The sequence below is a fragment of the Micromonospora sp. NPDC048986 genome (assembly GCF_040649335.1).
Taxonomy (GTDB): Bacteria; Actinomycetota; Actinomycetes; order Mycobacteriales; family Micromonosporaceae; genus Micromonospora; species Micromonospora alfalfae.
Window position 1 is genome coordinate 194109 of record NZ_JBEZFJ010000013.1, and the last position, 25398, is coordinate 219506.

At 70.1% G+C, this 25398-nt stretch carries 25 protein-coding genes, 2 tRNA genes, 1 other RNA gene and 1 pseudogene; 13 read left to right on the forward strand and 16 right to left on the reverse strand.

The window, feature by feature from the left end; all coding sequences use genetic code 11:
• Positions 1-28: 28 nt before the first annotated feature.
• On the reverse strand, positions 29-1522 hold the full coding sequence (locus AB0B94_RS25285; protein ID WP_357285105.1) for an MFS transporter: 1494 nt from the start codon (positions 1520-1522) through the stop codon (positions 29-31).
• A gap of 107 nt (positions 1523-1629) precedes the next feature.
• On the opposite strand from AB0B94_RS25285, the gene AB0B94_RS25290 reads away from it, so the two are divergent.
• Together AB0B94_RS25290 and AB0B94_RS25295 are read left to right on the forward strand one after the other, a co-directional pair.
• Positions 1630-2274: an HNH endonuclease family protein gene (locus tag AB0B94_RS25290; protein ID WP_357285108.1), complete on the forward strand. Its 645-nt coding sequence runs from the start codon at positions 1630-1632 to the stop codon at positions 2272-2274.
• Positions 2271-2657: a hypothetical protein gene (locus tag AB0B94_RS25295; RefSeq protein WP_357285111.1), complete on the forward strand. Its 387-nt coding sequence runs from the start codon at positions 2271-2273 to the stop codon at positions 2655-2657. Before AB0B94_RS25290 ends, AB0B94_RS25295 begins: the two co-directional genes overlap by 4 nt.
• A gap of 24 nt (positions 2658-2681) precedes the next feature.
• Here AB0B94_RS25295 and AB0B94_RS25300 read toward each other — a convergent pair whose 3' ends face one another.
• From AB0B94_RS25300 to AB0B94_RS25330, 7 genes are all read right to left on the reverse strand, one after another.
• On the reverse strand, positions 2682-3794 hold the full coding sequence (locus tag AB0B94_RS25300) for an oligopeptide/dipeptide ABC transporter ATP-binding protein (RefSeq protein WP_357285114.1): 1113 nt from the start codon (positions 3792-3794) through the stop codon (positions 2682-2684).
• Positions 3791-4804: an ABC transporter ATP-binding protein gene (locus AB0B94_RS25305; RefSeq protein ID WP_357285117.1), complete on the reverse strand. Its 1014-nt coding sequence runs from the start codon at positions 4802-4804 to the stop codon at positions 3791-3793. The genes AB0B94_RS25300 and AB0B94_RS25305 overlap by 4 nt, the downstream gene beginning before the upstream one ends.
• A 7-nt stretch (positions 4805-4811) precedes the next feature.
• Complete coding sequence (locus AB0B94_RS25310; RefSeq protein WP_196920182.1) at positions 4812-5774, reverse strand: ABC transporter permease; 963 nt, start codon at positions 5772-5774, stop codon at positions 4812-4814.
• Positions 5771-6775 carry an ABC transporter permease gene (locus tag AB0B94_RS25315; protein WP_124776655.1) on the reverse strand — a complete coding sequence of 335 codons (1005 nt, stop codon included), beginning with the start codon at positions 6773-6775 and terminating at the stop codon, positions 5771-5773. Before AB0B94_RS25315 ends, AB0B94_RS25310 begins: the two co-directional genes overlap by 4 nt.
• 85 nt (positions 6776-6860) lie before the next feature.
• A complete protein-coding gene (locus tag AB0B94_RS25320; RefSeq protein ID WP_357285124.1) occupies positions 6861-8522 on the reverse strand; it encodes an ABC transporter substrate-binding protein in 1662 nt (553 codons plus the stop codon).
• 314 nt (positions 8523-8836) lie between these two features.
• Positions 8837-9430: a recombination mediator RecR gene (recR, locus tag AB0B94_RS25325; RefSeq protein ID WP_091403417.1), complete on the reverse strand. Its 594-nt coding sequence runs from the start codon at positions 9428-9430 to the stop codon at positions 8837-8839.
• 8 nt (positions 9431-9438) lie between these two features.
• Positions 9439-9747: a YbaB/EbfC family nucleoid-associated protein gene (locus AB0B94_RS25330; protein WP_007466279.1), complete on the reverse strand. Its 309-nt coding sequence runs from the start codon at positions 9745-9747 to the stop codon at positions 9439-9441.
• Positions 9748-9948: 201 nt separating this feature from the next.
• Between AB0B94_RS25330 and AB0B94_RS25335 the strand changes: the two genes are divergently transcribed.
• On the forward strand, positions 9949-10638 hold the full coding sequence (locus AB0B94_RS25335; protein ID WP_357285128.1) for a DUF998 domain-containing protein: 690 nt from the start codon (positions 9949-9951) through the stop codon (positions 10636-10638).
• Between the two features lie 917 nt (positions 10639-11555).
• On the opposite strand, the pseudogene AB0B94_RS25340 reads toward AB0B94_RS25335, so the two are convergent.
• Positions 11556-13739, reverse strand: a pseudogene (locus AB0B94_RS25340) (DNA polymerase III subunit gamma and tau); the annotation flags it as partial.
• Between the two features lie 191 nt (positions 13740-13930).
• An RNA gene (ffs, locus tag AB0B94_RS25345) (signal recognition particle sRNA small type) lies at positions 13931-14020 on the reverse strand.
• A gap of 82 nt (positions 14021-14102) precedes the next feature.
• Here ffs and AB0B94_RS25350 point away from each other — a divergent pair.
• Both AB0B94_RS25350 and AB0B94_RS25355 read left to right on the forward strand, forming a co-directional pair.
• Positions 14103-14187: transfer RNA gene (locus AB0B94_RS25350), tRNA-Ser, on the forward strand.
• 262 nt (positions 14188-14449) lie between these two features.
• A complete protein-coding gene (locus tag AB0B94_RS25355; RefSeq protein WP_238667286.1) occupies positions 14450-14893 on the forward strand; it encodes a hypothetical protein in 444 nt (147 codons plus the stop codon).
• A 169-nt stretch (positions 14894-15062) separates the two neighbouring features.
• Here the strand turns inward: AB0B94_RS25355 and AB0B94_RS25360 are convergent, their stop codons facing one another.
• Both AB0B94_RS25360 and AB0B94_RS25365 read right to left on the reverse strand, forming a co-directional pair.
• Positions 15063-15695, reverse strand: coding sequence for a pentapeptide repeat-containing protein (locus tag AB0B94_RS25360; RefSeq protein WP_357285133.1), 633 nt, complete (start codon positions 15693-15695; stop codon positions 15063-15065).
• Positions 15696-15803: 108 nt separating this feature from the next.
• Positions 15804-16046, reverse strand: a complete 243-nt coding sequence (locus tag AB0B94_RS25365) for a flavin reductase (RefSeq protein ID WP_357285136.1) — start codon at positions 16044-16046, stop codon at positions 15804-15806.
• A 198-nt stretch (positions 16047-16244) separates the two neighbouring features.
• Here AB0B94_RS25365 and AB0B94_RS25370 point away from each other — a divergent pair, with 198 nt between their 5' ends.
• Positions 16245-17012 carry a helix-turn-helix transcriptional regulator gene (locus AB0B94_RS25370; RefSeq protein ID WP_357285140.1) on the forward strand — a complete coding sequence of 256 codons (768 nt, stop codon included), beginning with the start codon at positions 16245-16247 and terminating at the stop codon, positions 17010-17012.
• Positions 17003-17194, forward strand: a complete 192-nt coding sequence (locus tag AB0B94_RS25375) for a DUF397 domain-containing protein (RefSeq protein ID WP_357224749.1) — start codon at positions 17003-17005, stop codon at positions 17192-17194. Before AB0B94_RS25370 ends, AB0B94_RS25375 begins: the two co-directional genes overlap by 10 nt.
• Before the next feature lie 33 nt (positions 17195-17227).
• On the opposite strand, the gene AB0B94_RS25380 is transcribed toward AB0B94_RS25375, so the two are convergent.
• On the reverse strand, positions 17228-17875 hold the full coding sequence (locus AB0B94_RS25380) for a DUF1349 domain-containing protein (protein WP_357285143.1): 648 nt from the start codon (positions 17873-17875) through the stop codon (positions 17228-17230).
• Positions 17876-18032: 157 nt separating this feature from the next.
• On the opposite strand from AB0B94_RS25380, the gene AB0B94_RS25385 reads away from it, so the two are divergent.
• Entirely contained in the window at positions 18033-18587 is a 555-nt protein-coding gene (locus AB0B94_RS25385) for a hypothetical protein (protein ID WP_357285146.1), read from the forward strand.
• Positions 18588-18643: 56 nt separating this feature from the next.
• Positions 18644-19174 carry a hypothetical protein gene (locus tag AB0B94_RS25390; RefSeq protein ID WP_357285150.1) on the forward strand — a complete coding sequence of 177 codons (531 nt, stop codon included), beginning with the start codon at positions 18644-18646 and terminating at the stop codon, positions 19172-19174.
• A 71-nt stretch (positions 19175-19245) separates the two neighbouring features.
• Here the strand turns inward: AB0B94_RS25390 and AB0B94_RS25395 are convergent, their stop codons facing one another.
• A complete protein-coding gene (locus tag AB0B94_RS25395; protein ID WP_357285153.1) occupies positions 19246-20859 on the reverse strand; it encodes a carboxylesterase family protein in 1614 nt (537 codons plus the stop codon).
• Positions 20860-21040: 181 nt separating this feature from the next.
• On the opposite strand from AB0B94_RS25395, the gene AB0B94_RS25400 reads away from it, so the two are divergent.
• Positions 21041-21976, forward strand: a complete 936-nt coding sequence (locus tag AB0B94_RS25400; protein ID WP_357285156.1) for a TetR/AcrR family transcriptional regulator C-terminal domain-containing protein — start codon at positions 21041-21043, stop codon at positions 21974-21976.
• 4 nt (positions 21977-21980) lie between these two features.
• Here the strand turns inward: AB0B94_RS25400 and AB0B94_RS25405 are convergent, their stop codons facing one another.
• Complete coding sequence (locus tag AB0B94_RS25405) at positions 21981-22613, reverse strand: TetR/AcrR family transcriptional regulator (protein WP_357285159.1); 633 nt, start codon at positions 22611-22613, stop codon at positions 21981-21983.
• Between the two features lie 129 nt (positions 22614-22742).
• Here AB0B94_RS25405 and AB0B94_RS25410 point away from each other — a divergent pair, with 129 nt between their 5' ends.
• The gene (locus tag AB0B94_RS25410; protein WP_357285162.1) at positions 22743-23654 is read left to right on the forward strand and encodes a TIGR03620 family F420-dependent LLM class oxidoreductase; all 912 of its coding nucleotides are present in this window, start codon (positions 22743-22745) and stop codon (positions 23652-23654) included.
• 53 nt (positions 23655-23707) lie between these two features.
• Positions 23708-24457: an SDR family oxidoreductase gene (locus AB0B94_RS25415; protein WP_357285166.1), complete on the forward strand. Its 750-nt coding sequence runs from the start codon at positions 23708-23710 to the stop codon at positions 24455-24457.
• Positions 24458-24514: 57 nt separating this feature from the next.
• Here the strand turns inward: AB0B94_RS25415 and AB0B94_RS25420 are convergent.
• A tRNA-Ser gene (locus AB0B94_RS25420) sits at positions 24515-24601 on the reverse strand.
• A 75-nt stretch (positions 24602-24676) separates the two neighbouring features.
• On the opposite strand from AB0B94_RS25420, the gene deoD reads away from it, so the two are divergent.
• Entirely contained in the window at positions 24677-25384 is a 708-nt protein-coding gene (deoD, locus tag AB0B94_RS25425) for a purine-nucleoside phosphorylase (protein WP_074315244.1), read from the forward strand.
• Positions 25385-25398 lie beyond the last annotated feature (14 nt).

A 25398-nucleotide genomic window follows, 5' to 3' on the forward strand; every position in this document is an offset into this window, starting at 1 on the left:
TGGGCGCGACACCCCCGAAGTGGGCTTCCTACTTCGGGGGTGTCGCGGCGGGCAGTGAATGGCAGGGCTGGGACGGCGGGGCTTTCCGGGGCGGTCGGTGGACCAGCACGAGGGCCAGCAGCGCGCCGGCCACGAGCAGCCCGGCACACCACTGCATGGCGCCCCGGAACGCGTCGGTCAGCTCGGCCTTCTGCTCGTACCCGCCGCCGGAGAGCCCGACCAGCAGTGGCAGCGCCGCCACCGCGAGCAGTCCGCCGGCGCGGGACGCGGCGTTGTTGAACCCGCTGGCCACTCCGGAGAACCGGTCCTGCACGGCGGCCAGCACCGACGCGGTCAGCGGTGCCACCACCAGGGTCAACCCGATGCCGAAGAGCAGCACTCCGGGCAGCACGTCCCGCCAGTACGACGCGCCCGGTCCGACGCCGCGCAGCAGCAGCAGGCCGATCGCGGCGACCACAGGTCCGATGGCCAGCGGCAGCCGTGGGCCGATCCGGGCGGAGAGCGCACCGGCGCGCGCGGAGCCGACCAACAGCAGCAGTGTCATCGGCAGCAGCGCGATGCCGGTGCGGAAGGCCGACCAGCCGACCACGTTCTGTAGGTAGACGGCGAAGAAGAAGGTGAAACCGCCGAGCGCCGCGTACACGACGACTGTGAAGATGTTCAGCACCGAGAAGAGTCGGCTGCTGAACAGCCCGGTGGGCAGCATCGCGGCGTCGCCACGCCGCCGTTCCAGCAGGACGAAGGCCACTGCGGAGAGCACCCCGACCGCTGCCGCGATGAGCACCTCGGCGGAGTCGAACCCGCGGGCCGGCGCGTCGATCAGGGCGTAGGTGACGCCGGCGAGCGCTAGCGCTCCGAGCAGGGCTCCGGCGACGTCGAACCGCCGTCGGATCCGACCCGGTCCCTCGGTGCGGGAGGCGCTCTCGTCCCGGCTCTCCGGCACCCAGCGCAGGGCGGCGAGCAGCACCAGCACGGCGATCGGCAGGTTGAGGAAGAAGATCCAGCGCCAGGAGAGCGCGTCGATCAGCCAGCCTCCGATGAACGGCCCGAGCGCGGTGGACACCCCGGACAGCCCGGCCCAGGCACCGATTGCCCGGCCCCGGTCGTCGGGATGGAAGCTCGCCTGGAGCACCGACAGCGACCCGGGCGTGAGCAGCGCGCCACCGGCGCCCTGGAGGAACCGGGCCGCGATCAGCATGCCGGTGTCCTGGGCCAGCCCGCAGAGCACTGAGGCGGCGGTGAACCAGACCACGCCGATGAGGAAGATGCGTCGCCGGCCGAAGCGGTCGCCCAGCGCGCCGCCGAGCAGCACGAACGCCGCCAGCATCAGCAGGTAGCCGTTGATGGTCCACTGGAGATCGGCCACGTTCGCGCCGAGGTCCTGCCCGAGTTTCGGCAGCGCCACGTTGACGACAGTGCTGTCGAGGAAGACCATGCCAGAGGCGAGTACGGCGGCGAGCAGCGTGCCCCGGCCGGCGGTGGTGCCCATCCGGAGGGCAGTCGCCGGTACGGGTGCGCTCATCCCACCAATCTGCCTTGCATCATGTGGGAGACGCCACGAAACGCCGAAACCGCGCCCGGGTACTGTGCGCAATCGCCGGGAGCCCCCAAGCTGGAGAGGTGTCGTCTGTGCGTACCAGATCAGGACCGCGAGCGGCGGTGGCCGCGTTTACCGCGGCGCTGGCGCTCGGCGTGGCCGGTTGCGTCCCGCAGGATGAGCCGACCACACCGCCGTCGAGCGACGGCGGCGGCGGCAACGCCGCGGAGCAGTTGAGTCAGCTCACCGTCGCTACCGCCGGCTCGATGAAGGGCTACAGCCGGGAGCGTTTCCCGCACTGGCGGGACACCGGCAAGAACTGCGATGTCCGCGACAGCATCCTCCAGCGCGACGGCAAGGATGTGAAGCTCTCCGGCTGCAACGTGGTCGGTGGGCGCTGGGAGAGCGTGTACGACGGTCGCAGCTTCTCGGATCCCTCCGACGTGGACATCGACCACATGGTGCCGTTGGCCAACGCGTGGCGCTCGGGTGCCGATGAGTGGGACAACGCGAAGCGCGGTGATTTCGCCAACGACACCACCCGTCCGCAGCTTTTCGCGGTTTCCGCCTCCTCGAACCGGGCAAAGGGTGACCAGGACCCGTCCCAGTGGAAGCCGGCAAACCGGTCCTACTGGTGCAAATACGCTCAGGACTGGGTGACTGTCAAGCACTACTGGCGGCTGACCGTGACGACCGCCGAGAAGGCCGCCCTGACCGACATGTTGGAGGGCTGTTGAGTGGGGAGCTGTTCGTGACCGCCGCCGAGGAGAGCGGCCCGTCCGCCGCCGGGATGACCGCCGACGGCACCGCCGAGACCCCTGCCGCCGTGCCCGGTGCCGGCATGGTCGCGGATTCCGGCGGCGCGGCCGGCCCGCAGAACCGCAGCACCGACATCGTGCCCGGCCCCGGCGGCGTGATGACCGACGAGGTCGGCGTCGTCACCGGTGATCTGACGCTGCGCACCGAATACGCGGACGGCAAGATCACACTGCGGGTGCAGTACAAGGACGCTGACGAGTGGTACACGGTGACCGGCACCTCGGTCACACTGGCCGATCCGGCTGGGCTGGACGCGGTGCACGGCGTCGCGGTGGGGCTGCTGAACCGCCCCGAGGGCTGACGGCCGCCGGCACCGCGTCCAGTCTCAGACGTACGAACCGGGCTCGGTGGGTGCGGAGACCACGCCTGGCGTCTCCCCCTCGCCCTCGGGCCGGACGACCTGCGCGCTGACCCCGTGCGGCCGCAGTTCGCCGCTGGCGATCTGCTCGGCGAAGTGGCACGCCACCCGGCTGGCGCCGATCTCCCGCAGCACCGGTCGCTCGTCGGCGCAGCGGGTGGGCTGCGCCCACGGGCAGCGGGTGTGGAACCGGCAGCCGGACGGCGGGTTCGCCGGCGACGGCAGGTCACCCGCGAGCAGGATCCGCTCCCGGCGGTCCTCCACGTCCGGGTCCGGCACCGGCACCGCCGACATCAACGCCCGGGTGTACGGGTGCAGCGGCTCGTTGTAGAGCCTGTCGCTCGGCGCCTCCTCGACAAGCGCGCCCAGGTACATCACGCCGACGGTGTCGGAGATGTGCCGGACGACAGCGAGGTCGTGCGCGATCACCAGGTAGGTCAGCCCCAGGCTGTCCTGGAGTTCGTCCAGCAGGTTGACCACCTGGGCCTGGATCGACACGTCGAGCGCCGAGACCGGCTCGTCGGCGACGATCAGCTCCGGCCCGAGCACCAGCGCGCGGGCGATACCGATGCGCTGCCGCTGCCCGCCGGAGAACTCGTGCGGGTAGCGGGACAGCGCCCAGCGCGGCAGCCCCACCGCGTCCAGGGTCTCGCCGATGATCCGTCGACGGTCGGTGCGGTCGGCGCCGATCCCGTGCGTCTGCAGGCCCTCGGTCAGGATCGACTCGACGTTCTGCCGGGGGTCCAGGCTGGACATCGGGTCCTGGAAGATCATCTGCATCCGGCGACGCATGCTGCGCAGCTTGCCGGACGGCAGCGTGGTCAGCTCCACGCCGTCGAAGCTGACCTCACCGGCGGTCGGCGGGGTGAGCTGGAGCAGCGCCCGACCCAACGTGGACTTGCCGCAGCCGGACTCACCCACCAGGCCGTACGTCTTGCCGCGCGCGATGCTCAGGTCGACCCCGTCGACGGCCTTCACCTGGCCGACCACCCGGTCGAAGAGCACCCCCCGTTTGATCGGGAAGTGCACCTTCAGGTCGCGCACCTCGACGAGGATGTCGTTCTCGGTTCGCTCGCTCACGCTGATTCCTCCTCGCGCGGGGCGGGCACCATGCCCGGCAGCGGCTCCGGGTTGACGCACCGGTAGCTCCGTCCGTCGTGCGCGTGCACCAGCTCCGGCGGCTCACCCACGCACTCGTCGGTCCGTCGGGCGCAGCGCGGGGCGAAGGCGCATCCGTCCGGCCAGGGCAGCAGGTCGCGGACCGAACCGGGAATCGGGTTGAGCTTCTCGCCCCGCCCGGCGTTCAGGCGCGGCACCGAACCGAGCAGACCCACCGTGTACGGGTGACGCGGCTGGCGGAACAGCGGACGACGGCGGGCGGTCTCCACCACCCGGCCGCCGTAGAGCACGTTGACGGTGTCGCACATGCCGGCCACCACGCCCAGGTCGTGCGTGATCATCAGCAGTGCGGTGCCGGAGTCCCGGACCAGCTCCTTGAGCAGCTCCAGGATCTGCGCCTGGATGGTGACGTCCAACGCGGTGGTCGGCTCGTCGGCGATCAGCAGTCGAGGCTGGCAGGCCACCGCCATCGCGATGAGCGCACGCTGGCGCATCCCACCGGAGAGCTGGTGCGGGTACTCCTTGAGCCGCCGCTTCGGGTCGGGGATGCCGACCCGGTCCAGCAGCGCCGCCGCTTCCTTCGCCGCGGTCTCGCCCTTCATCCCCCGGTGCCGGGTGAGCACCTCGGTCACCTGCAACCCGATCGGGATCACCGGGTTCAACGAGGAGAGTGGGTCCTGGAAGATCATCGCGATGTCCCGACCCCGAATGTCGCGCCGCGACCGGTCGTCGAGCTGGAGCAGGTCGGTGCCGTCGAAGACGGCCTTGCCGCCAACCGAAAGGCCGGGCTGCTTGGGCAGCAAGCCCATGATCGCGAGCGAGGTGACGCTCTTGCCGCAGCCGGACTCGCCGACCAGGCCGACCACCTCACCGGCGTCGACGGAGAAGGACACCCCGTCGACAGCGTGCACGGCCCGCTGACCGCGGCGGGCGAACGTGACGGAGAGATCTTCAACTTCGAGCAGTGCCATTGCGGGCCTACTTCCGCAGCTTCGGGTCGAGGGCCTCACGCATCGCCTCACCCAGCAGGGTGAAGCCGAGCGCGGTGATGATGATCGCGACGGCCGGATAGATCGCCAGCGACGGCCGGATGCCGAGGTACTGCTGCGCGTCGGCGAGCATGACCCCCCACTCCGGTACGGCGGTGTCCGGGTTGCCGAGGCCGAGGAAGGAGAGCGCCGCGGCCTCGATGATCGCGGTGGCCAGGGTCAGCGTGGCCTGCACGATCACCGGGGCGAGCGAGTTCGGCACCACGTGGGTCAGCGCGATCTTCGACTTCTTCACGCCGAGCGACGTCGCCGCCAGCACGTAGTCGCTGTTGGCCTGGGAGATCATCGAGCCGCGCAGCAGCCGGGCGAAGACCGGCACCGAGACCACGCCGACCGCGATCATCACAGTGGTCAGGCTGGCCCCGAGCAGGGCGGCGATGCTCACCGCCAGCAGCAGGCTCGGCATCGCCAGCAGCATGTCGATGAACCGCATCAGGGTGGTGTCGATCCACCGCCCCCACCGGCCGCCGAGACCGGCCGCCGCGCCGGAGACGCCACCGATCAGCGCGCCGATCGCCAGACCGATCAGGGTGGAGACCACGCCGACCAGCAGGGTCTGGCGGGCACCAACGATCATCCGGCTGAACTCGTCGCGGCCCTGGTGGTCGTAACCGAACCAGTGATCACCGGTCGGGCCGGGGATGACACCCGGCTTGATCAGCCCCTCCCGGATGCCGATCGTGTCCGTCGCCGCGTACGGCACGAGGAACGGGCCGACCACCGCTACCAGCACGAAGAGCGCCAGGATGATCGCGCCGACGATCGCGGCAGGGTTGCCGCGCAGCCGGCGGAACGCCTCCTGCCAGAGGCTGACGCCCCGCTCGTCGTCGCGGGCGGCCAGTTCGGAAAGCCGGTCGATCTTTTCACGCTTCTTGCCTGGGCTGAGTGTCATCGCACCCTCACCCTCGGGTCGATGAAGCTGTAGGAGAGATCGACCAGGAGGTTCACCAGCACGTACACCACCGCGATGATCAGGATGAAGCCCATCAGCACCGGATAGTCGCGTTGGCCGATGGCCTCGGCGACGAACGCTCCGATGCCGCTGAAGGCGAAGACGGTCTCGGTCAGCACCGCGCCGGAGAGCAGGCCGCCCGCGAGCAGACCGATCGAGGTGGCGACCGGCAGCATGGCATTGCGCAGGACGTGCCGGCGACGAACCGTCTGCTCGGTCAGGCCCTTCGCCTCGGCGGTCCGTACGAAGTCCTCGTTCAGCACCTCCAGCACGCTCGCCCGGGTGATCCGGACGATGATCGCCAGCGGGATGCTGGCCAACGCGATGCTGGGCAACACCAGATGCCAGAGGGCGTCGGCGGCGGCGTCCCACTCACGGGTCATCAACCCGTCCAGGACGAAGAAGTTGGTGACCCGGGTCGCCCCGAGAGTCGGGTCCTGCCGGCCGCTGGACGGGAACCAGTGCAGGTTCTCCGAGAAGATCGCCTTGAGCACGTAGCCCAGGAAGAAGACCGGGATGCAGATGCCGATCAGCGAGCCGCCCACCGACGCGTGGTCAAGGAAACGGCCGCGACGACGGGCGGCCAGGTAACCCAGCGGGATACCGACGCCGATCGCGATGATCATCGCGGTGATGGTCAGCTCGACGGTCCCAGGGAAGCGCTCGATGAACTCAGTGGTGACCGCCCGCTTGGTGGAGGTCGAGGTGCCCAGGTCGAGCTTGATCATCCGCCGTACGAAGCGGCCGTACTGCACCAGGATGGGCTCGTCGAGCCCCATGTTGCGGCGGATGGCGGCCCGCATCTCGGGGGTGCCGCGCTCGCCGAGGATGGCGGTCTCGGGGCCGCCGGGGAGACGGCGGAGCCAGATGAAGAGCAGGAGGGAGAGCCCGAACAGCGTGGGTATCAGCTGAAGCAGGCGCCTGACGATGAACCGGAACACGGCGGCCTCGAAGGGGTGCGGAGGGTTGCGGGCGGGCGCTGTGCGACAGCGCCCGCCCGCGTTCCTTGCTGCGTCAGATCAGGACTTACTTGTACTCGGCGGTCGCGTACCGCTCGTCGGTGAGCGGGCTCGCCTTGACGCCGGTCACGTCCTTGCCGAACACGATCGCCGGCGGCGAGTGCGAGATCGGCACACCGGGCAGGAAGTCCATCACGGACTTGTTCAGGGCCTTGTACTTCTCGGTCCGGGCCGCGATGTCGGCGGTGCCGTCCGCGTCCTTGAACTGGTCGAACAGGGCCTTGTTGTTGAAGCCCCACTCGTCCTTCGGCCGGTCGAAGAAGGTGCCGATGAAGTTGTAGGCGTCACCGTAGTCACCGGTCCAGCCCAGGAAGTGGATGTCGTGCTTGCTACCCGAGGTGGTGGCGTTCAGGTAGTCCGGGCTCCACTTCAGCGGGATCGCCTCGACGGTGATGCCAACGGCCTTCAGGTCCGCCGAGAGCAACTCGAAGATGTCCTTCGGGTTCGGCATGTACGGCCGGGTGACCTCGGTCGGGTAGTGGAACCTCAGCGTCAGGTTCGACGCGCCGGCCTCGGCCAGCAGCGCCTTCGCCTTGGCCGGGTCGTAGGTGTACTTCGTGACGTCACCGTTCCAGCCCTCGACGGTGTCCGGCATGAAGTTGTCGGCGACCTTGGCGCCCGGCGGCAGCTTGGAGGTGACCAGCTGCTGACGGTTCAGGGCGTACGCGATGGCCTGCCGGACGCGGAGGTCGGCGAGCTTCGGGTTGCCCTTCTGGTTGATCGCCAGGTAGAGCACGTTGAACGCCGGGCGCGTGAGCATGTTGAAGCCCTCGCTCTTCAGCGGCTCGACGTCGGCCGGGCCCACCAGGTCGTAGCCCTGGATGTCGCCGGAGCGCAGCGCCTGCTTGCGGGCGTTCTCGTCCGAGATCGTCTTGAAGATGACGGTCTTCAGCTTGGCCTTGGTGCCCCAGTAGTCCTGGTTGCGCTCCAGGGTCAGCGTCTTGTTCGCGACGTCCCAGGTCTTGAACTTGAACGGGCCGGTGCCGGTCGGGTGCTCCGTCGCGTACGCCGGGTACTTGATGTCCTCGGCGGTGCCCGCGACGTTGCTCGCGTCGAACTCCTGCAGCGCCTTCGGGCTGTGGATGCCGAACGAGGGCAGCATCAGCGCGGCCGGGACCTTGCTGGAGACCCGGGTGAAGGACAGGTCCACAGTGGTGGCGTCCTTGGCGGTGCAGGACTTGAAGAGGCTCGGCGGGAGATCCGCGTTCTCGTTCTTGGCGAAGCCGCCCATGACGTCCTGCCAGTACGCGGTCACGTCCGGGCTCTGCATGAGGCCCTTGGCGTTGTACCAGCGGTTGAAGTTGACGCAGACGGCCTCGGCGTTGAAGTCGGTGCCGTCGTGGAACTTCACGCCCGAGCGGAGCTTGAAGGTCCAGGTGGTGCCGGCGGCGTCCGGGGTCCAGGACTCGGCCAGGCCGGGGGTGACCTTCGTGCCACCCTCCTCCGGACGGACCAGGGTCTCGAAGACCTGACGCGCCACGCGCAGCGACTCACCGTCGCTGGCGAAGCTCGGGTCGAGCACCTTCGGGTCTCCGGCGACGCCGAAGACGAGGGTGTCCTTCTTGCTACCGCCTGATTTGTCGTCGCGGTTGCTCTCGGCGCAGCCTGCTACCGCGAGGGCCGCGACCGCGATGGCCGCGATCGCGACCTTCGGCCTGGGTGCACGCATGTGTGCTTCACCTCGTCCTTGGGGGTACGGACAACGTGGTGACAGGGGTCACCGATGGCGGTGACCATAGCTCCCGATGCGTCCACCCGGAAACCGCTGAGTGGACGGTTGGTATCGGATCGTGCCTCAACCGCCGTTTGACATTCGATTCGTAGGTAAACAGCGGCAAAAACCGATCAATCAGTGCCCGCGATGCCAAACTGTTACGTCGAACAGCCCCGATGAGGGCACAGGTGTCAGATCATTTCCGGGCAGAGACGCAGCGGTGGCCGGCACCCACCCGGGGTGCCGGCCACCGGCAGTACGTCAGGGAATCAGACCGCGCGACGCCCCTCGAAGGCCCGACCGAGGGTGATCTCGTCGGCGTACTCCAGATCGCCGCCGACCGGCAGCCCACTGGCCAGCCGGGTCACCGAGATGCCCATCGGCTTCACCATCAACGCCAGGTAGGTGGCGGTCGCCTCGCCCTCGGTGTTCGGGTCCGTGGCCAGGATCAGCTCCCGCACCCCGCCGCCACCGAGCCGGATCATCAGCTCCCGGATGCGCAGATTGTCCGGGCCGATCCCCTCCAACGGATTGATCGCGCCACCCAGCACGTGGTAGCGACCGCGGAACTCACCAGTCCGCTCGATGGCCACCACGTCCTTGGGCTCCTCCACCACGCACAGCACCTCGTCGGTGCGACGCTGGTCGCGGCAGATCCGGCACTGCTCGGACTCGGCCACGTTGTAGCAGGTCGTGCAGAACCGCACCAGCTCCTTGACCTTGCGCAGCGCGCCGGCCAGCCGGTTGACGTCGGCCGGATCCGCCGAGAGGACGTGGAACGCGATCCGCTGAGCGCTCTTCGGACCCACGCCCGGCAGCCGACCCAGCTCGTCGATCAGATCCTGGATGGCACCTTCGTACATCTGCCGGCTCAGAAACCGGGCAGGCCGAGGCCGCCCATGCCGCCGGCGACCGGGCCCATCTTGCGCTCGGTCAGCTCCCGGGCCGCCTCGGCGGCGTTGTGCACGGCCGCGACGACCAGATCCTCAAGCGTCTCCACGTCGTCCGGGTCGACGGCCTTCGGGTCGATCTTGATGGCCTTGAGCTCACCGGAGCCGGAGACGGTCGCGGTGACCAACCCGCCGCCGGCGGTGCCGGTCAGCTCGGCCTCGGCCAGCTCGGCCTGGGCGGCGGCGATCTGCTGCTGCATCTTCTGCGCCTGCTTCAGCATCTGCTGCATGTTCGGCTGTCCACCTGGGCGCACGGGATGGCTCCTTCTCGCACTCGTCTGCTCGACCGCCGCTCAGCCTATCCGCTGGGACCGACCTCGCCCCGCCCGGTGCGTCCGCCCACGCCGAGCCTTCGGGTACGGCTACCCCTACCCCGAATCGGCCATCTGCTGGTAGTGCGCCCACAGCCGTCGCACTGGTCTGCTCATGACATGAACCTCAACCGCACCGGCCGGGTCGGCGCACTGTGCTGGCTCGCGGCCGCGCCCATCTTCCTCGTCGCCAGCCTGATCACCGGGCTGCGGTGGCGCGAACCTGCCTACAGCTGGGCCACCCACAACATCAGCGATCTCGGCAACGCCCACTGCGGCATCTGGGACACCACCCGCCCCCGCTACGTCTGCTCACCGTGGCACCCGCTGATGAACACCGCGACACTGGCCACCGCCGTCCTGCTCGCCGGCGGGCTCGTGCTGACCTGGCGGGCTCTCGGTCACGGCCCGGTGGTGCGCACGGCCCAGACACTCCTGCTGCTGGCCACCGGCGGATACGCCCTCGTCGCCCGCTACCCGGCCGACATCGACGAGAACCTGCACGTCCTCGGCGCAGTCCTGATCATGGGCATCGGCAACGTCGGTCTGCTCCTCGCCGGCTTCGCACCAGGCAGCACGACGCTCGGCCGATGGCGACGACTCACCGTCACCGCCGGGCTCGTCGCGCTGGCCGGAACGACACTGTTCGCCGCCCAACAGGGCCTGGGGATCGGGGTCGGCGGCATGGAACGGGTAGCAGTCCTACCCTTCCCCCTCTGGGCCTGCGCCCTGGGCGTCCTACTGGCCGAAACCCCCGCCCCTGCCCCTGCCCCTGCCCGCGCCGATCATGGAGTTGTGGTGCCTGAATAGGGCAGCGATGAGGGATTTGCCACCCACCACAACTCCATGATCGACGGCACCGCGCGGGGCCGTCAGCGGGCGTCGACTTCGTTGATCTTCTCCGCGCCGAAGGTATCCCGGAGCAGCCGTACCGCCTGCTCCTCGCTGGACTCCCGCGCGGTCTTCTCGTCGATGATCTCGTCCAACGGCTCGTCGCCCGGGTCGAACCCCTCAAAGGCCGGGGCCGGTGCCGCGCCGCCGGGTCGGCCGGCCCGCGCAGGGCCGTCGAAGTCCGGGTCGTAGGGCGGCTCGCCCGCCCACTCGGCGTCCGCGACGGGCCGGGCTGCCGCTCCGGTACGCGCACCGCGCCCCGCCGCCGCCGCGCGAGCCGCGGCGATGGCGCTGCTCACCGGCGCACCACCGGCTGCCGCCGGCTGCCGGGCCCCCGGTGTCGGGTTACCCCGTCCGCCCGGCTTACCGCCACCGGCCACTGACCCCGGGCCGCCCGAACCGCCGGGCCCGGTGCCGTTGGTGCCGCTGCCGGTGCTGCCGCTGCCAGCGTTCCCGTTCCCGGTGCTGCCGTTCCCGGTGCTGCCGCTGCCGGTGCTGCCGCTGCCGGTGCTGCCGTTCCCGGTGCTGCCGTTCGCGCCGCTCGACGCTCGTGCGGCGTGGGGGCCCGATTCGTTTCCGGCCGATGCGCCGCCAGGTCGGGCGGCCTCCGGCCAGTCCTCGTCATCAGTAGCCTCGGCGGCGAGGGCCGTGCCGCCGGGGCGGGCCGCCTCCGGCCAGTCGTCGTCGGATGCCGGGGCGGACGGCGCTGTGCCCTGCCCACCAGCACCGTGACCAGCGGAACCCCCGCCGACACCGCCACGCGAAGCCGAGCCGTCAGCGGCGGTCGGGTTCGCCGCGGTCGGCGCGGCGGTCATCGGACCGGCGGCGCTCGCACTCGGCGCGGTGTTCGAGCCAGACGCGTTCGAACCAGGCGCGGCGCTCAAGTCAGGCGCGGCGTTCGAGCCAGGCGCGGCGTTCGAGCCAGGCGCGGCGTTCGAGCCAGGCGCGGCGTTCGAGCCAGGCGCGGCGTTCGAACCAGGCACGGGGTTCGAGCCTGATCCGGGGTTCGAGCTTGGCGCGGGGTTCGAGCTTGGCGCGGGGTTCGAGCTTGGCGGGGCTGGCGGCGCACTCGTCGGGCCGGCGGCAGTCGGGGTCGCTGCGGACGGCGGGGCTGGCGGGGCGGCGGGTCGAGGCGGTGCGGTCTGCTGCGTGCGCGGTGAGCTGGGCAGCGACACGCCACCGCGCTCGCCGGCCACCTCGCACCGGATCTGCCAGCGCCCGCCCAACTCCTCGTAGAGCGCGTCGGTGAGCACCGCCGCGTGGTCGGCCATCATCTTGGCCAGCACTGTGGACTTCACAGTCAGCACCAGCATGTCGCCGTCGAGTTCGCGGACGACCGCGTCGCGCATCAGGGCGGCGATCCGCTTGTTGGTCCGGTTGACCTTGCCGACCACGTCGGGCCAGACGCGGCGGACCGCTACCGCGTCCAGCGCGGCGGCCGGCGCGCCCGGTCGGGGCGGCGCGGGCGTGGCCGGGTCGGGGAGCACCGCCGACGGTGGCACCACGCGACGCGGGGCCGACCCGGCGGGCGAGACGGGTACGGCCTGGTCAGCGGTTGCCGACCCGGTCGACGCGCCGGGGGAGGCCGGGATCGGCGAGTCGGCCGCCGAGACGTACGAGGCCGGCGCACCGGAGGTCGGAGCGGGTGGGGCCGGTGTCTCGGTGACCGAGGCAGCCGGGGCGGGAGCGCCCTGGGCCGGCGACGCCGCCGGGCCGACCTCCCACGGCGGTGCGGAGGTAGGGGCGTTCGCGGGTGCCGGGGTGGCGGCAGCCGGGACCGGGGTGGCTGGCTGTGGGCGTACCCCTGGGTGGTTGGTTGGCGCGGAGCCGGCGGCGGCCGACGGCGCTTCGGTGCCGCCCAGGGTGAGCCGGCGTTCCATCCGCTCCAGGCGTTGGAGCAGGCCGCCGGTGGAGTCGTCAGCGCCGGGCAGCAGCATCCGGGCGCAGATCAGCTCCAGCAGCAGACGGGGCGCTGTGGTGCCGCGCATCTCGACCAGGCCGTTGTGCACGATGTCGGCGCAGCGGGAGAGCGTGGCCGAGCCGAGCTGTGAAGCCTGGGCTGCCATCCGCTCGATCTGGTCGGCCGGGCCGTCGATCAGGCCCTTCGCGGCGGCGTCCGGCACCTGCTGGATGACGATCAGGTCGCGCAGCCGTTCCAGCAGGTCGGAGGCGAACCGGCGCATGTCGTGCCCGGCCTCGGCGACCCTGTCGACTGTGGCGTACGCGGCTGCGCCGTCACCGGCGGCCAGCGCGTCGCACATCTCGTCGATCAGCGCCGAGTCGGTGACCCCGAGCAGCGCGACGGCCCGCGCGTAGCTGACCCCCTCGGCGCCTGCGCCGGCGATGAGCTGGTCGAGCACCGAGAGGCTGTCCCGCATGCTGCCGCCACCGGCGCGGACCACCAGCGGAAAGACCGCCGGCTCGACTGCGACGCCCTCGGCCTGGGTGAGCTGCTCCAGGTACGGGCGGACCACCTTCGGCGGAAACAACCGGAACGGGTAGTGGTGGGTCCGCGACCGGATCGTGCCGAGGACCTTCTCCGGCTCGGTGGTGGCGAAGATGAACTTGACGTACTCCGGGGGCTCCTCGACCAGCTTGAGCAGGGCGTTGAAGCCCTGCGTCGAGACCATGTGCGCCTCGTCGATGATGTAGATCTTGAAGCGGCTGCTGGCCGGCGCGAAGAAGGCGCGCTCGCGCAGCTCGCGGGCGTCGTCGACACCACCGTGGCTGGCCGCGTCGATCTCGATCACGTCGATCGAACCAGCGCCGTCGGCGGCCAGCGAGCGGCAGGAGTCACACTTGCCGCACGGCTCGGGAGTGGGGCCCTGCTCACAGTTGAGCGAGCGGGCCATGATCCGGGCGCTGGTGGTCTTGCCGCAGCCACGGGGGCCGGAGAAGAGGTAGGCGTGGTTGAGTCGTCCGCTGCGCAGCGCCTGCGACAGCGGTTCGGTCACGTGCTCCTGGCCGATGACCTCAGCGAAGGTACGCGGCCGGTACTTGCGGTAGAGCGCCAGCGTCACTCGTCCCGCCTCCTCTCGACCGAGCCATTCTGCGCCGGTCGGGCGCGGGTGACCACCCACCACCCCGGGCGCCTGGGTTGCCGCCTGGCCACCGGGCTTGATCGACTCGGCTTCCTGGAAACCGCTGTGTCCGCGTGGCCGGGACACCGCGACATCACGGATGCCGAGTGGATCAACCGGTCCACAGACAAAAAGGCCTCCCGTGCACCCGGCAGAGCTCGCTTATCCTTGCTGCCTTCCGGCCCTGGGGAGGTTCACGAGATACCGCCGCACGGGAGGTGACGCCCAGCCTACCCGACCGCCGGTCGATCTTCAGGGGGTGGTGGGGTGGCCCGGCCGACACGGGCCTGTATCCTGGCTCGCGGAGGATTCGCCTAGAGGCCTAGGGCGCACGCTTGGAAAGCGTGTTGGGTTTACACCCTCACGAGTTCGAATCTCGTATCCTCCGCTCGCCTGAGCTGCACGAACGACAGGGCCGGCCCCACGGGGACCGGCCCTGAGTCGTCTGTGCTTGGCAGCCGTTGCATCCGGCGCCGCCCAGCGTGCACCACCGCAGGTTGGCGACCTCCAGGTTGGCGTCCCGTTCGCGGATCTCGTGACCTCGGGGTTCAAGGTTTGTCGAAGGTCTGGACAAGCCGGCATCGCAATGATCAAGCCAATCGGCACCGACCGAAGGGCCGGAGCGAGCGATGCAGAGGAGTGCGACGGACATGACACGAGCCCTTGCCAGGCGGGTACTACTGCCGCTGACGGTGGCGCTGACCGCGATCCTGGCCACCACAAACCCGGCGGCTGCCGCTGGCAACGACGACTACACGGTCTACACCGGCCAGTCGGGCGGCGCAGTCGACTTCATCGACTACGGCCCCGGCGCGGCCGGCGGCGGTAACAACGACGACTATCTGGTCATCCGCGACATCGCCGCCGATGGCCACGGGGTGCAGGTCTGGGCGTGGCTGCACGGGAAGTACCTCGGCACGAAGTACAACGGCAACGGCGCGTGGACTTCGGTCATCTACGACCCGTACACGATCTTCCCGAACAACGTCGCGAAGAACGAGGTCATCGGGCTCAAGATCTGCCTGGTCGACGGGATGGACAACCTGATCCAGCCGAGCTGTTCGAGTCTTGAATGGCCCAGCATCGACGGCTGACCGGACGAACAGGGCCGCGGGTCGGCGCCCTTCGGAGGTCCGTGGGTACTCCGAATGGCGCCGGCTCTCCCACCGGTCAGCGACACCGCGTTCAGGCGGCCGTCAGCCGCCGACCCACCGCAGGCCGACAGGAACCTGCATGCCGGTCTGAATCGTCTGGGCGGCGGCGTCAGCCCACCACCTGGACGTGCTCCGCGCCCTGCGCTGAGAACCACGCCTCCAGTTCAGCGCCGCCGAGGGACCGGGTCGCTTCCTCATCGACGAGGACCGGGCCGACGACGGCGCCCTTCGCGCCCTCGAACTGACAGCCGAACATCCTCGTGCCGGTCAGCACCGTCGGCATGCTCGTGCCGCCGAGCGTGCACCAGCGCAGGCTGGCCAGCTCAAGGTTGGCGTCGCGCAGATCGGTCTTGTAGAGCGTGGCGGAGTTGAGAATGGCGTGGCGGAGATCCGCCCCTTTGAGAACGGCATCGTCGAGCTGCGCCGCGAACAGCCGAGCCGAACAGAAGACCGCCCTACCGGCCGAGCAACCCGCCATTTCCGCCTTGGCCAGGTCGGCGCGGGAGAAATCCGCGCCCTGCACGTCGGCGTTGGTCAGGTTGGCGTCGCCGAGGTTGGCCTCCTCGAATCGGACACCGGCCAGGTGGGAATTGGCGAGATAAGCGCCGGCCAGATCGAGCCGGCTGAGGTCCGCCCCGCGAAAATCAAGAAGATCCCCGGAGAGGTACGCCGTGGCCGAAGCGTCGTCGAACCATTCCTGGAGCGCTTTCCGCGCGTCCGGGCTGTCCGGCCAGCGGATCACGTCGTCACCGGCCCGCTTGTACCTGCTCATGTGCCGAACACCACCTTGCCGTCCCACTCCGACCCTCCGGAACCTAGCGTGTTCTCGCTTGGCGGTGCGCTCGCGAGGTCAGGCGCGGGCGCGGGCCCAGGAGAGGAAGCGGTCGGTCAGCCGGGCCGGGTCGACGTCGACGAGGTGTTCACCGGCCTCTGCCTGCAGCGTCGCCAGGTAGACGGTCAACGCGAGCCGGTCGTGCCGGTACTCGCCCAGCAGCCGCAGCTTCGCCGCCGAGCAGGGCCAGGCGATGCCGCACGCGGCGCAGCGCCAGGTCGGTCGGGTCGGCAGGTGGTTGCGGTGGCGGCGGCGGGGCATGCGCGGATCTCCTTCGCGGTGGACGGAGGCCGCCCCGCCTCCCCGTCGGAGCGGCCTCCGGACTGACGCAGACCGCCGGGCTCCTGCACCTCCACCGGCCACGCCGTCTTCTATCGACCACCTTTGGGTGAGTTACCAGACAGGTACACCGCGTAGCGATATGGTGCCCGGATATTTAGGACATCCGATGGAGGGGCCGTGAACGATGCGCTAAGGGTGGCGCTCAGCGACACCGGGCACACCACCGAATCCCTCGCCGAGACCGTCGGCGTCGACCCGAAGACCGTGGGGCGCTGGTTGACCGAGGACCGCATCCCGCATCCACGCCACCGGCTGGCGGCAGCGGAGGCTCTACACAAGGACGTGTCGGACATCTGGCCGGACACTTCAAGACGTCGTGATCCCATTTGGTTTCGTCCGTGGCAGGAGATCGAGCGCGAGGCGGTGTCGCTTCGGTCGTACGAATCGACAGTTCTGCCGGGGTTGCTCCAGACCGAGGCGTACGCCCGCGCGGTGCTGGGCGGCGCGGGCCTGATCCCCCGCGGTGAGATCGAGCGGCACCTCGCGGTCCGGCTCGGCCGGCAGGGCATCCTCAAGCGGGACGACCCTCCGCAGTTCACGGCGGTCGTCGACGAGGCGGTCATCCGCCGTCCGGTGGGCGGCCGGTCGACGATGCGGGAGCAACTGCTGGCCGTGGCGGCGGCGTGCGTCGAGCCGCACATCCGGGTGCACGTCGTGCCCAGCACTGTCGGCGCCTACGCCGGCCTCAACGGACCCTTCGTGATCGCGCACAGCCACGACCACCGGGTCGCCGGCTACCTCGACAACCAACTCCAGGGACAAGTGGCTAGCGACCCCGAGGACATCGCGGCCATGATGGCGGCATGGGAGAACGTGCGCGGCGAGGCGTTGTCCCACTGGCAGTCGGTCGAACTCATCCAGGAAGTGGCGGAGTCATGGAGCTGAACGGCGCCCGGTGGCGCAAGAGCAGCCGCAGCAGCGGCAACGGCGGCAACTGCGTCGAGGTCGCCGACAACCTGCCCGGCGTCATCGGCGTACGGGATTCAAAGGACCCGACCGGCCCGGCGCTCGCCTTCGCGCCCACGGCCTGGCGCGCGTTCGTCAGCCAGCTCACCCGACGCACCTGACCTGCGCCCCGTCACACGCCCATTAGGGCAGGGTCAGGAGCCGTCACGGAGATCACCCAGACGCTCTGCCCGGAACGTGATCTCGTCGAACGTCACGCTGCACCCCTCACCGGTCGGGGACTGGCCCGCGAAGCCGATCCGGTCGCGAGACGTGTCGGGGTCGAGGAGGAAGACGCGGATCAGCTGCCAGGTCTCACCGTCGACCGAGGCGTGGTACGCGTAGACCCCGTCGACCCGGGAGACCCGCAGCCACACCGACCGGTCGGGTACGACGAAGGCGTTCGCGTCGTCGGCGACACCTCGGCAGATGACCGACACGATCATCGGTTCTCCTGCCGGGGAGAGTTCGAAGCACAGCTTGGCCCAGCGCCGCTCGTCGAGCCACAGCAGGAGCACACCGGCATCGAACGTGGCGGCGAAGCCCACTGTGACCCGGGCGCTGAACTGGAAGTCCCCCGTCGGCAGGTCCCCGAGCAGCGTCGCCGCGTTGAGCGTCGACTCGGCACTGACAGTGGTGGTCTCGGCCGCGTCGGCGGAACCGGTGCTGGGGTCGATGAAGATGTCGGTGCGCGGCTGCGCCTCGACCGCCACGGTGCCGGTCGCCTCGTCGACCCGCCACAGTTCGGCGGACGAGGGCACGAGCGGGAACGGCACACCGGAGACGCTCAGTTGATTGGCCATGGCCAGGACCGTACAACTGTCGCAGTGCTCGCCGAGGCCCGCTCATCGAGCGGGGCCCGGCACGTCCACCCTTCGGCCGGTACCGTCCCAGGAACCGACGACGGGGAGCCCGTCGTACACATGTTCTATCCACAGGCTGTGGACGGCGGAGGGATCGATGGCTTACCAGCTCAGCGCGGTGGTCGCGGATGTTGAGCTGCTCCGCGAGCAGACCGCTGGGCTGGATCACGCGGTCCTCGGCGAGCTGCGCCAGGACTTCGCGTTGCTGCCGGTCACCCCACAGTTGGTGATCGAGCTGACCGGGTCGTTGCCTGATTTCGCCACCGACGACCGCAGCGCCGCGCACCCGTTCGGCCTGGTGTTGTCGACGGCACTGGTCGAGGCGTTGACCCGGTGGTCACAGTCGGGGCCGGTGGCCTATGTGGAGGCGGAGTTCGGTGGTGGCGTCGGCTACCAGTCGGCAGTGGTGTGGTTGGGCGGGGTGCTGTCCTGGGGCCCGCGCTTCGACGACGAGTTGAGCGCGCCGCGCGCGCAGTGGCCGATCAACTGTGCGCTGAGTCAGCTCGGCGTGGAGCCCGGCACCTGGATCGACAGGTTCGCCGAACTGGGGTTGCACCTGGAGCGGAGCACCGAGGGTTGGCTGGCGCACGGCCGACGTCGACTCAGCGCCGACTACTGGGATGAGCTTGTCGAACAGTGGGAAAACCAGTAATCCGGCGATCGGCAGCAACCTGAACGCTCCCGTTCCGTTGGGGACTGGGGGATTCCATGAAATTGCGACAATTTGCTTTTATCGCCACGCTGTTGACGGCTGCCTCGATCGCGGGCAGCGGCGTACCGCCAACCGGGCCGATTCCGAACGGCCGACCCGCCGGCAACGTGGAGATCATCGACCTGAACGGCCTGCGCAACATCGAGTTCGGTACCACCGAGGACGAGTTGACCCGACGCGGCATCCTGCGCACCAGCCTGGACGCCTGCGGGCCGGTGCTCGCCGGCCACGACACGGTCAGCCCGGTCTTCATGGAGGACAAACTCGTGCTGCTCTGGGTCGGCGACCCGATGCGGACACCGGAGGGCATAACGGCGGGCTCGCCCGTCGACGAGGTCTGGGACCGCTACCCGGAGGTCAGCCGGCTGCGCGCTCCACAGGGGACACACCGGCTCGACGGGTTGCTCGCCCGCAGCGGCGACCGCGCGTACCTGTTCCTGCACGACGGGCGCACTGTCCGAAAAACCATCGCCGGGTACGCGGACTGGGCCCGCCGCCTCTTCGCCGAGGGTGCGGGCCCGTGCTGAGCCGCTACGGGCTGACCTGTCGGTCGCCCCGATCCACGATGGATCGAGGCGACCGACAGGTCAGTCGTCGTTCAGCGGCGGAACGACCGCCAGAAGTCGTACGAGTGGGCAGCCGCGAAGTCTGTCCTGCCCGACTCGCCGGCACTGCCGAACACGCGCAGGTACGGGGCTTCCGGGCGCAGTCGAGGCCAACCCGCCCGACCCGTCCGGGCGAAGTCGCTCCAGGTGCGGACCATCTCGTCGGAGAGCCTCCGCCGGGTCGGCGTGAGCGCCTCGGCGTAGTCGACAGTGAAGAGGTACGGCAGTTCGGCGCAGTGGTACGCGCCGGTGTCGAACGTCGGCTCGGGCCCTTCGGTGAAGAACGGCGCGTCCTCGTCGGCGAACTCGTACCCGAAGGTCGGCACCCGCCGCGCGAACGCCAACGCGGCGGAGTAGACCGGCTCGGCGTAGTCGTGATCGGTCAGCACGGCGCCCAACGTCACGCTGGCGGGTTGTGCGGGGTCGCGCGGGTAGCGGGCCAGCACCTTGGCCGCCTGGTCACCGAACATGGCGCGCACCTGGTCGCGGTACTGCTCATCGGTGAGCGGGCACGACTCCGGCTCCTGGTTCGGCTTGGGCGGCTCCGAGCAGTTGAGCCCGATCCGTTCCATCCCCCACACCACCAGCCGGGACTCGTCACGGTTCAGCCCGGTCAACACCGGCACCCGATGCAGCCTCCCGGTGGTCAGCGCTTCGGCCGGGTCCACCGGCAACGTGTGACCGTCGACGACCGGGCCGAGGTCGACACCCGCGCCGGGGTAGCCGACCGTCTCGATCAGCCGGGCGGGAGTACGTCCGCGTAGGCAGGTGGCGACCACAGCCGGGTCAGTGCAGCCGATCCTTTGGGCGAACTCGTCGGCCGCCGCGATGGCCTCGGTGCGGGTCTGGACCCGGTTGGCGCACGAGTTGCTCTGCATGATCGCGCGGTGGAACAGGCCAGCGGAACCCGGCGCGGCGAGCTGGGCGCAGACGCTTGTCGCTCCGGCGGACTGGCCGAACACTGTGACGTTGCCCGGGTCACCACCGAAGGTCGGGGCGTTGCGTCCTACCCAGCGCAGAGCGGCCTGCTGATCCTGCAAGCCGAAGTTGCCGGTGGTGCCGTCCCGGCCGGCCAGCGCCGGATGCGCCAGGAAGCCGAGCGCGCCGATCCGGTAGTTCACCGTGACGACGATGACGTCGCCAGCGGCCGCCAGTCGCTGTCCGCCGTACCCGTCGCCGCTGCCGAACCGGAAGTCCCCGCCGTGCAAGAAGACCATGACCGGTCGAGGTGTTCGTGCGGAGGAGCGCGGGGTGGTGACATTCAGGTAGAGGCAGTCCTCGGACTCCGAGGGGGTGTCCATCGGCAGTCCTTTCAGTTGCGCGCAGGCACCACCGGGCCGGGTCGCGTCGCGTACTCCGGTCCACGTCGGACCGGGCTGTGGCGGGGCCCACCGCAGCGCGCCCAGCGGTGGGCTTGCGTACGGGATGCCCTGGAACGTGCGGTGGTCGGCCGCGACGGTCCCCCGCACCGCGCCCTGGTCGGTCCAGACGACGATCGCGCTGCGGCGGTGGTCGTTGGCCGCGGCCGGTCCGACGGTCACCGTCGAACCGGCGAGGACGACAGCGCCCACCGCGACGGCCCATCGGGGGTACGAGATGCTGGTCATGACTCTCCCCATCGGTCGATGCCGGTACGGCGTACGCACCGGGCTGCGCCGAGCATGTCGAGCTGACACCCACCCGACCAGGGAGCTCTAGTACGCGCCTGCGGGAAGCGCGCGACCATCGACGGGGCACCGCCCGGTGCTCTAGAGCGCTACGGTCACCGCGAGGCCGAGGGAGGCGACCGTGGCGGAGATCGGCGAGGCTACTCCCCCTTATCTGCGCATCGTCGGGGAGTTGCGACGGCGCATCATGGCGGGCGAGTTGGGCCCCGGCGACCGGGTGCCGTCCACCCGGCAGATCGTCCGGGAGTGGGGCGTAGCCATGGCGACCGCCAGCCGCGCGCTCACCGCGCTGCGGCAGGAGAGCCTGGTGCGGGCGGTGCCGGGTGTGGGCATGGTGGTGACCGGCGCGGAGCCGACCGCGCCGGGTCGGGGTGCGCCGTCCAGCGGTCGACGTCTGCCGGCTCAGGGGCTGACCCGCGACCAGGTGGTGCGGACCGCCATGAAGATCGCCGACGCCGAGGGGTTGGCGGCGCTGAGCATGCGGCGCATCGCTACGGAGTTGGACGTCCCCACGATGTCGCTGTACCGGCAGGTTAGGGGCAAGGAGCAGCTCCTCGTGCTGATGGCGGACGCGGCGTTCGCCGCGCACCGGTTGCCGCGTACGTTCCCGCCCGGGTGGCGAGCCCAACTGGAATTGCTCAGCCGGCTTCAGTGGTCGATCTACCGGCGGCATCCATGGCTGGCCCAGGTCATCTCGCTGACCCGCCCCCTGATGGCACCGCACGCTGTCGCGCACACCGAGTGGGCGCTGCGTGCCCTCGCCCGGCACGGCCTGGACCAGCACACCCAGCTCCACCTGGTGGCCGCACTCGCCAACCACGTGCGAGGCACCGCCATCAACCTGGAGCGGGAGGCCGAGGCGGAGCAGGACACCGGCCTGACCGACGACGAGTGGATGGCGGCCCAGGCCGACGTGTTCGGTGGGTTGCTCGCGGCGGGCGAGTTTCCGCATCTGGCCCGGCTCAGCCGGACGGCGGTCGACCTCAACGTCGAAAGTCTCTTCGAATTCGGCCTGCAACGACTGCTCGACGGGGTGGCAGCGCTACTCGAACGTTGACCGCTCAGACCGGGTCGGTGGCCCGCTCGGGCGGGCGCGCCCCGGACGCGGCGGCGAAACCGGCGAGCGCGATCTCAGCGGCCTGCCGCAGGTCTTCCCTGCTGACTCCGGCGGCGGCATGCACCGCCTGCCCCTCGGTGACGATCATGACGAAGCGGGCGAGCGCGACCGGATCGGCCTGCGCGGGTAGGTCGCCTTCGGCGACGGCGCGGGCGAGCCGGTCGGCGAGGGCAACCTCACCGCCCAGGCGGCTGCTGGCGAGGAATCCGGCGATGGGCGCGTTCTCGGTGGAGCAGCTGGTGCCGCCCTGGATCGACAGGCAACCGGCCGGTCGGTCGGTCCGGGTCACGGCGACCACGTTCTCGCGCAGCAGAGTGGCGACCACCTCGTACGCGGTCGGCTGGGCGAAGGCGTCCCGCGCGTACCCCATGTCCTTTTCGGCGTAGCGGGCCACGGCCTTGCGGAACAGCTCCTCCTTACCGCCGAAGGCGGCGTAGAGGCTGGGCTTGTTGATCCCCATCGCCTCGGTGAGGTCGCTCACCGAAGCGCCTTCGTACCCCTGACGCCAGAACACCTCCACCGCGCGCTCCAGCGCCTCGTCGGCGTCGAAGCCCCGCGGTCGACCTCGCTGCGGCACAGCCCACCACCCCTTCTCCGCCCATCCTACCGGCAACGAAAACCGATCGGTACAGAAATTTGCGGACGCGGCAGTCGGTTGCTACGGTCGGATACGTACCGCTCGGTACAGAATTGGCTGGAGGTTGGTGTGACGGCTGAACTGAACACCTCGCTGCCTGCGTTCGGGCTCTGGAGCATGGAGCTGCGTGGGGCCGCCGAACCCGCCGTCCGGGACGCGGCGGCCGAACTCGACGAGCACGGTTTCCGGGCGCTGTGGGTGCCCGGACTGGACGGCGTCGGCGCGGTGGACGACGTCGGGCACCTGCTGGAGGCGGCGCCGCACGCGACGGTCGCGCTGGGAGTGCTGGCGATCTGGGGCCAGGACCCGACGGCTCTGGGCGATCGGTTGGCCGCGCTGGACGCCGCGCACGGGCCCCGGACGGTTCTCGGCTTCGGGGTGAGCAACGCCCACTCCGCAGCTCAGGCGGGCCAGGAGTACGGCCGACCGGTGGAGACGATGCGTCGCTGGCTGGACGCCCTCGACACCGCGCCTCGGCCGGTTCCCGCCGGACGACGCATCCTCGGCGCGCTCGGGCCGAAGATGGCGGACCTGGCCGCCGACCGAACCGCCGGCTGGCACCCGTTCCTCGTGACACCGGACTACACGGCAACGCAGCGCGAGCGCGTCGGGGAGCAGCCGCTGATCGCGCCACACCTCGCCGTCGTCCTCGACGACGACCCGGAACGGGCCCGCGCCGCCGCTCGGGCTGGCATCGGCATGTTCATCGGCTTCCCGACCTACCGGGCCAACCTGGCACGCCTCGGGTTCACCGACGACGACCTGGTCCCCGGCGGCAGCGACCGCCTGATCGACGCCCTCGTCGCCTGGGGTGACCTGGACGCGGTGGCCACGCGTATCCGGGAGCACCTGGACGCGGGCGCGGACCACGTCGCACTCCACGTGCTGCAGCCCGGCGGCCTCGACCGCCCGACGCTGCCCCTGCCGCAGTGGCGCGAGCTGGCCACCCTCCTGCCGAGCTTCGCCTCCGCAACCCACTGACCACCGGCCCAACGGCCGGCCGCACCACCACACCCCAACAGAGGAGATCCATCGTGGGACAGCTCGACGGCAAGACCGCCCTCATCACCGGGGGCACCACGGGCATCGGCCTAGCCGCCGCCCGCCGCTTCGCCGCCGAAGGCGCGTACGTCTTCGTCACCGGCCGCCGCAAGGGTCCGGTGGACGAGGCAGTGGCCAGCATCGGCGCGAACGTCACAGGCATCGCCAGCGATGTCAGCAAGCTCGACGACCTGGACCGGGTGATGCGGGCGATCGAGGAACGGGGCGCAGGGCTGGACGTGGTGTTCGCCAACGCCGGCGGCGGTGAGTTCCGCTCACTCGACTCGATCACGGTCGAGCACGTCGCCAACACCTTCGACACCAACATCTACGGCACCATCTTCACAGTGCAGAAGGCCCTGCCCCTGCTCAACGAGGGCGCGTCGATAGTGCTCACCGGCTCCACCGCCGCCAGCAACGGCACCCCGGCGTTCAGCGTCTACGCCGCGTCCAAGGCGGCCATCCGCTCGTTCGGCCGCACCTGGGCCGCCGAGCTGATCGGCCGGAAGATCCGGGTCAACACCCTGGTGCCCGGCTCGACCGAAACCCCCGGGCTCGCCGGCCTCGCGCCAAGCCCCGCAGAGGCCCCCGGGTTGCTCCAGGCCATCGCCTCGGGCGTGCCCATGCAGCGGATGGCACACCCGGACGAGATCGCCAACGCCGCGCTCTTCCTCGCCTCCGACCAGAGCAGCTTCATGACCGGCGGCGAACTGTTCGTCGACGGCGGCGAGCAGCAGCTCTGAACGCGAAAACGCCCGGTCGATCCTCACGGATCGACCGGGCGTTTCTGCATTTCAGAGCGGTGGCGGAGGGATTTGAACCCTCGGAGGGCGTTAACCCTCACACGCTTTCGAGGCGTGCTCCTTAGGCCGCTCGGACACGCCACCGCCGACGAGGGTACAGGACCGCCGGTTCCGACGCCGAACCGGTATCGCCCGGGCCGGCCTGGCAGGATCTTTGCCATGAGTACGCACATCGGCGCGAAGCCGGGCGAGATCGCCGAGCGGGTCCTGATGCCGGGTGACCCCCTGCGGGCCAAGTGGATCGCGGAGACCTACCTCGAGGGCGCCACCTGCTACTCGACGGTTCGGGGCATGCTGGGCTTCACCGGCCGCTGGAACGGCGTCGAGGTTTCCGTCCAGGGCTCCGGCATGGGCATGCCGTCGGCCTCCATCTACGCCCATGAGTTGATCAACGAGTACGGCGTGAAGACGCTGATCCGGGTCGGCTCCTGTGGCGCCCTCAGCACCGACCTGCAACTGCGGGACGTGGTGGCGGCGATCGGGTCGTCCACCGACTCGAACATGAACCGGATGCGCTTCGACGGGCTGATCGACTACGCCCCGGTGGCCGACTTCGGGCTGCTGCGTACGTCGGTCGAAGTGGCTGAGCGGCGCGGCATCACCATGCACGTGGGTCCGATCCTGGCGGCGGACGCCTTCTACACCGACCGGCCGGACCTGTACGACACCCTCGCCGACTACGGCGTGCTGGCGGTGGAGATGGAGTCGGCGGCGCTCTACACGATCGCCGCCCGGTTCAAGGCCCGCGCGCTGACCGTGTTGACCGTCAGCGACCACATCAAGACCGGCGAGAAGACCACCTCCGAGGAGCGCGAGCAGACCTTCAGCCAGATGGTCGAGATCGCCCTCGACACGATCATCGCCTGACCCGTCTGACCGGC

Bases quoted from the DNA above. Each gene is read 5' to 3' on its own strand.
- AB0B94_RS25285 (WP_357285105.1), bottom strand. From the start codon at position 1,522: ATGAGCGCACCCGTACCGGCGACTGCCCTCCGGATGGGCACCACCGCC.
- AB0B94_RS25305 (WP_357285117.1), bottom strand. From the start codon at position 4,804: ATGGCACTGCTCGAAGTTGAAGATCTCTCCGTCACGTTCGCCCGCCGC.
- AB0B94_RS25310 (WP_196920182.1), bottom strand. From the start codon at position 5,774: ATGACACTCAGCCCAGGCAAGAAGCGTGAAAAGATCGACCGGCTTTCC.
- AB0B94_RS25320 (WP_357285124.1), bottom strand. From the start codon at position 8,522: ATGCGTGCACCCAGGCCGAAGGTCGCGATCGCGGCCATCGCGGTCGCG.
- recR (WP_091403417.1), bottom strand. From the start codon at position 9,430: ATGTACGAAGGTGCCATCCAGGATCTGATCGACGAGCTGGGTCGGCTG.
- AB0B94_RS25330 (WP_007466279.1), bottom strand. From the start codon at position 9,747: ATGCAGCAGATGCTGAAGCAGGCGCAGAAGATGCAGCAGCAGATCGCC.
- AB0B94_RS25335 (WP_357285128.1), top strand. From the start codon at position 9,949: ATGAACCTCAACCGCACCGGCCGGGTCGGCGCACTGTGCTGGCTCGCG.
- AB0B94_RS25355 (WP_238667286.1), top strand. From the start codon at position 14,450: ATGACACGAGCCCTTGCCAGGCGGGTACTACTGCCGCTGACGGTGGCG.
- AB0B94_RS25365 (WP_357285136.1), bottom strand. From the start codon at position 16,046: ATGCCCCGCCGCCGCCACCGCAACCACCTGCCGACCCGACCGACCTGG.
- AB0B94_RS25375 (WP_357224749.1), top strand. From the start codon at position 17,003: ATGGAGCTGAACGGCGCCCGGTGGCGCAAGAGCAGCCGCAGCAGCGGC.
- AB0B94_RS25380 (WP_357285143.1), bottom strand. From the start codon at position 17,875: ATGGCCAATCAACTGAGCGTCTCCGGTGTGCCGTTCCCGCTCGTGCCC.
- AB0B94_RS25385 (WP_357285146.1), top strand. From the start codon at position 18,033: ATGGCTTACCAGCTCAGCGCGGTGGTCGCGGATGTTGAGCTGCTCCGC.
- AB0B94_RS25390 (WP_357285150.1), top strand. From the start codon at position 18,644: ATGAAATTGCGACAATTTGCTTTTATCGCCACGCTGTTGACGGCTGCC.
- AB0B94_RS25395 (WP_357285153.1), bottom strand. From the start codon at position 20,859: ATGACCAGCATCTCGTACCCCCGATGGGCCGTCGCGGTGGGCGCTGTC.
- deoD (WP_074315244.1), top strand. From the start codon at position 24,677: ATGAGTACGCACATCGGCGCGAAGCCGGGCGAGATCGCCGAGCGGGTC.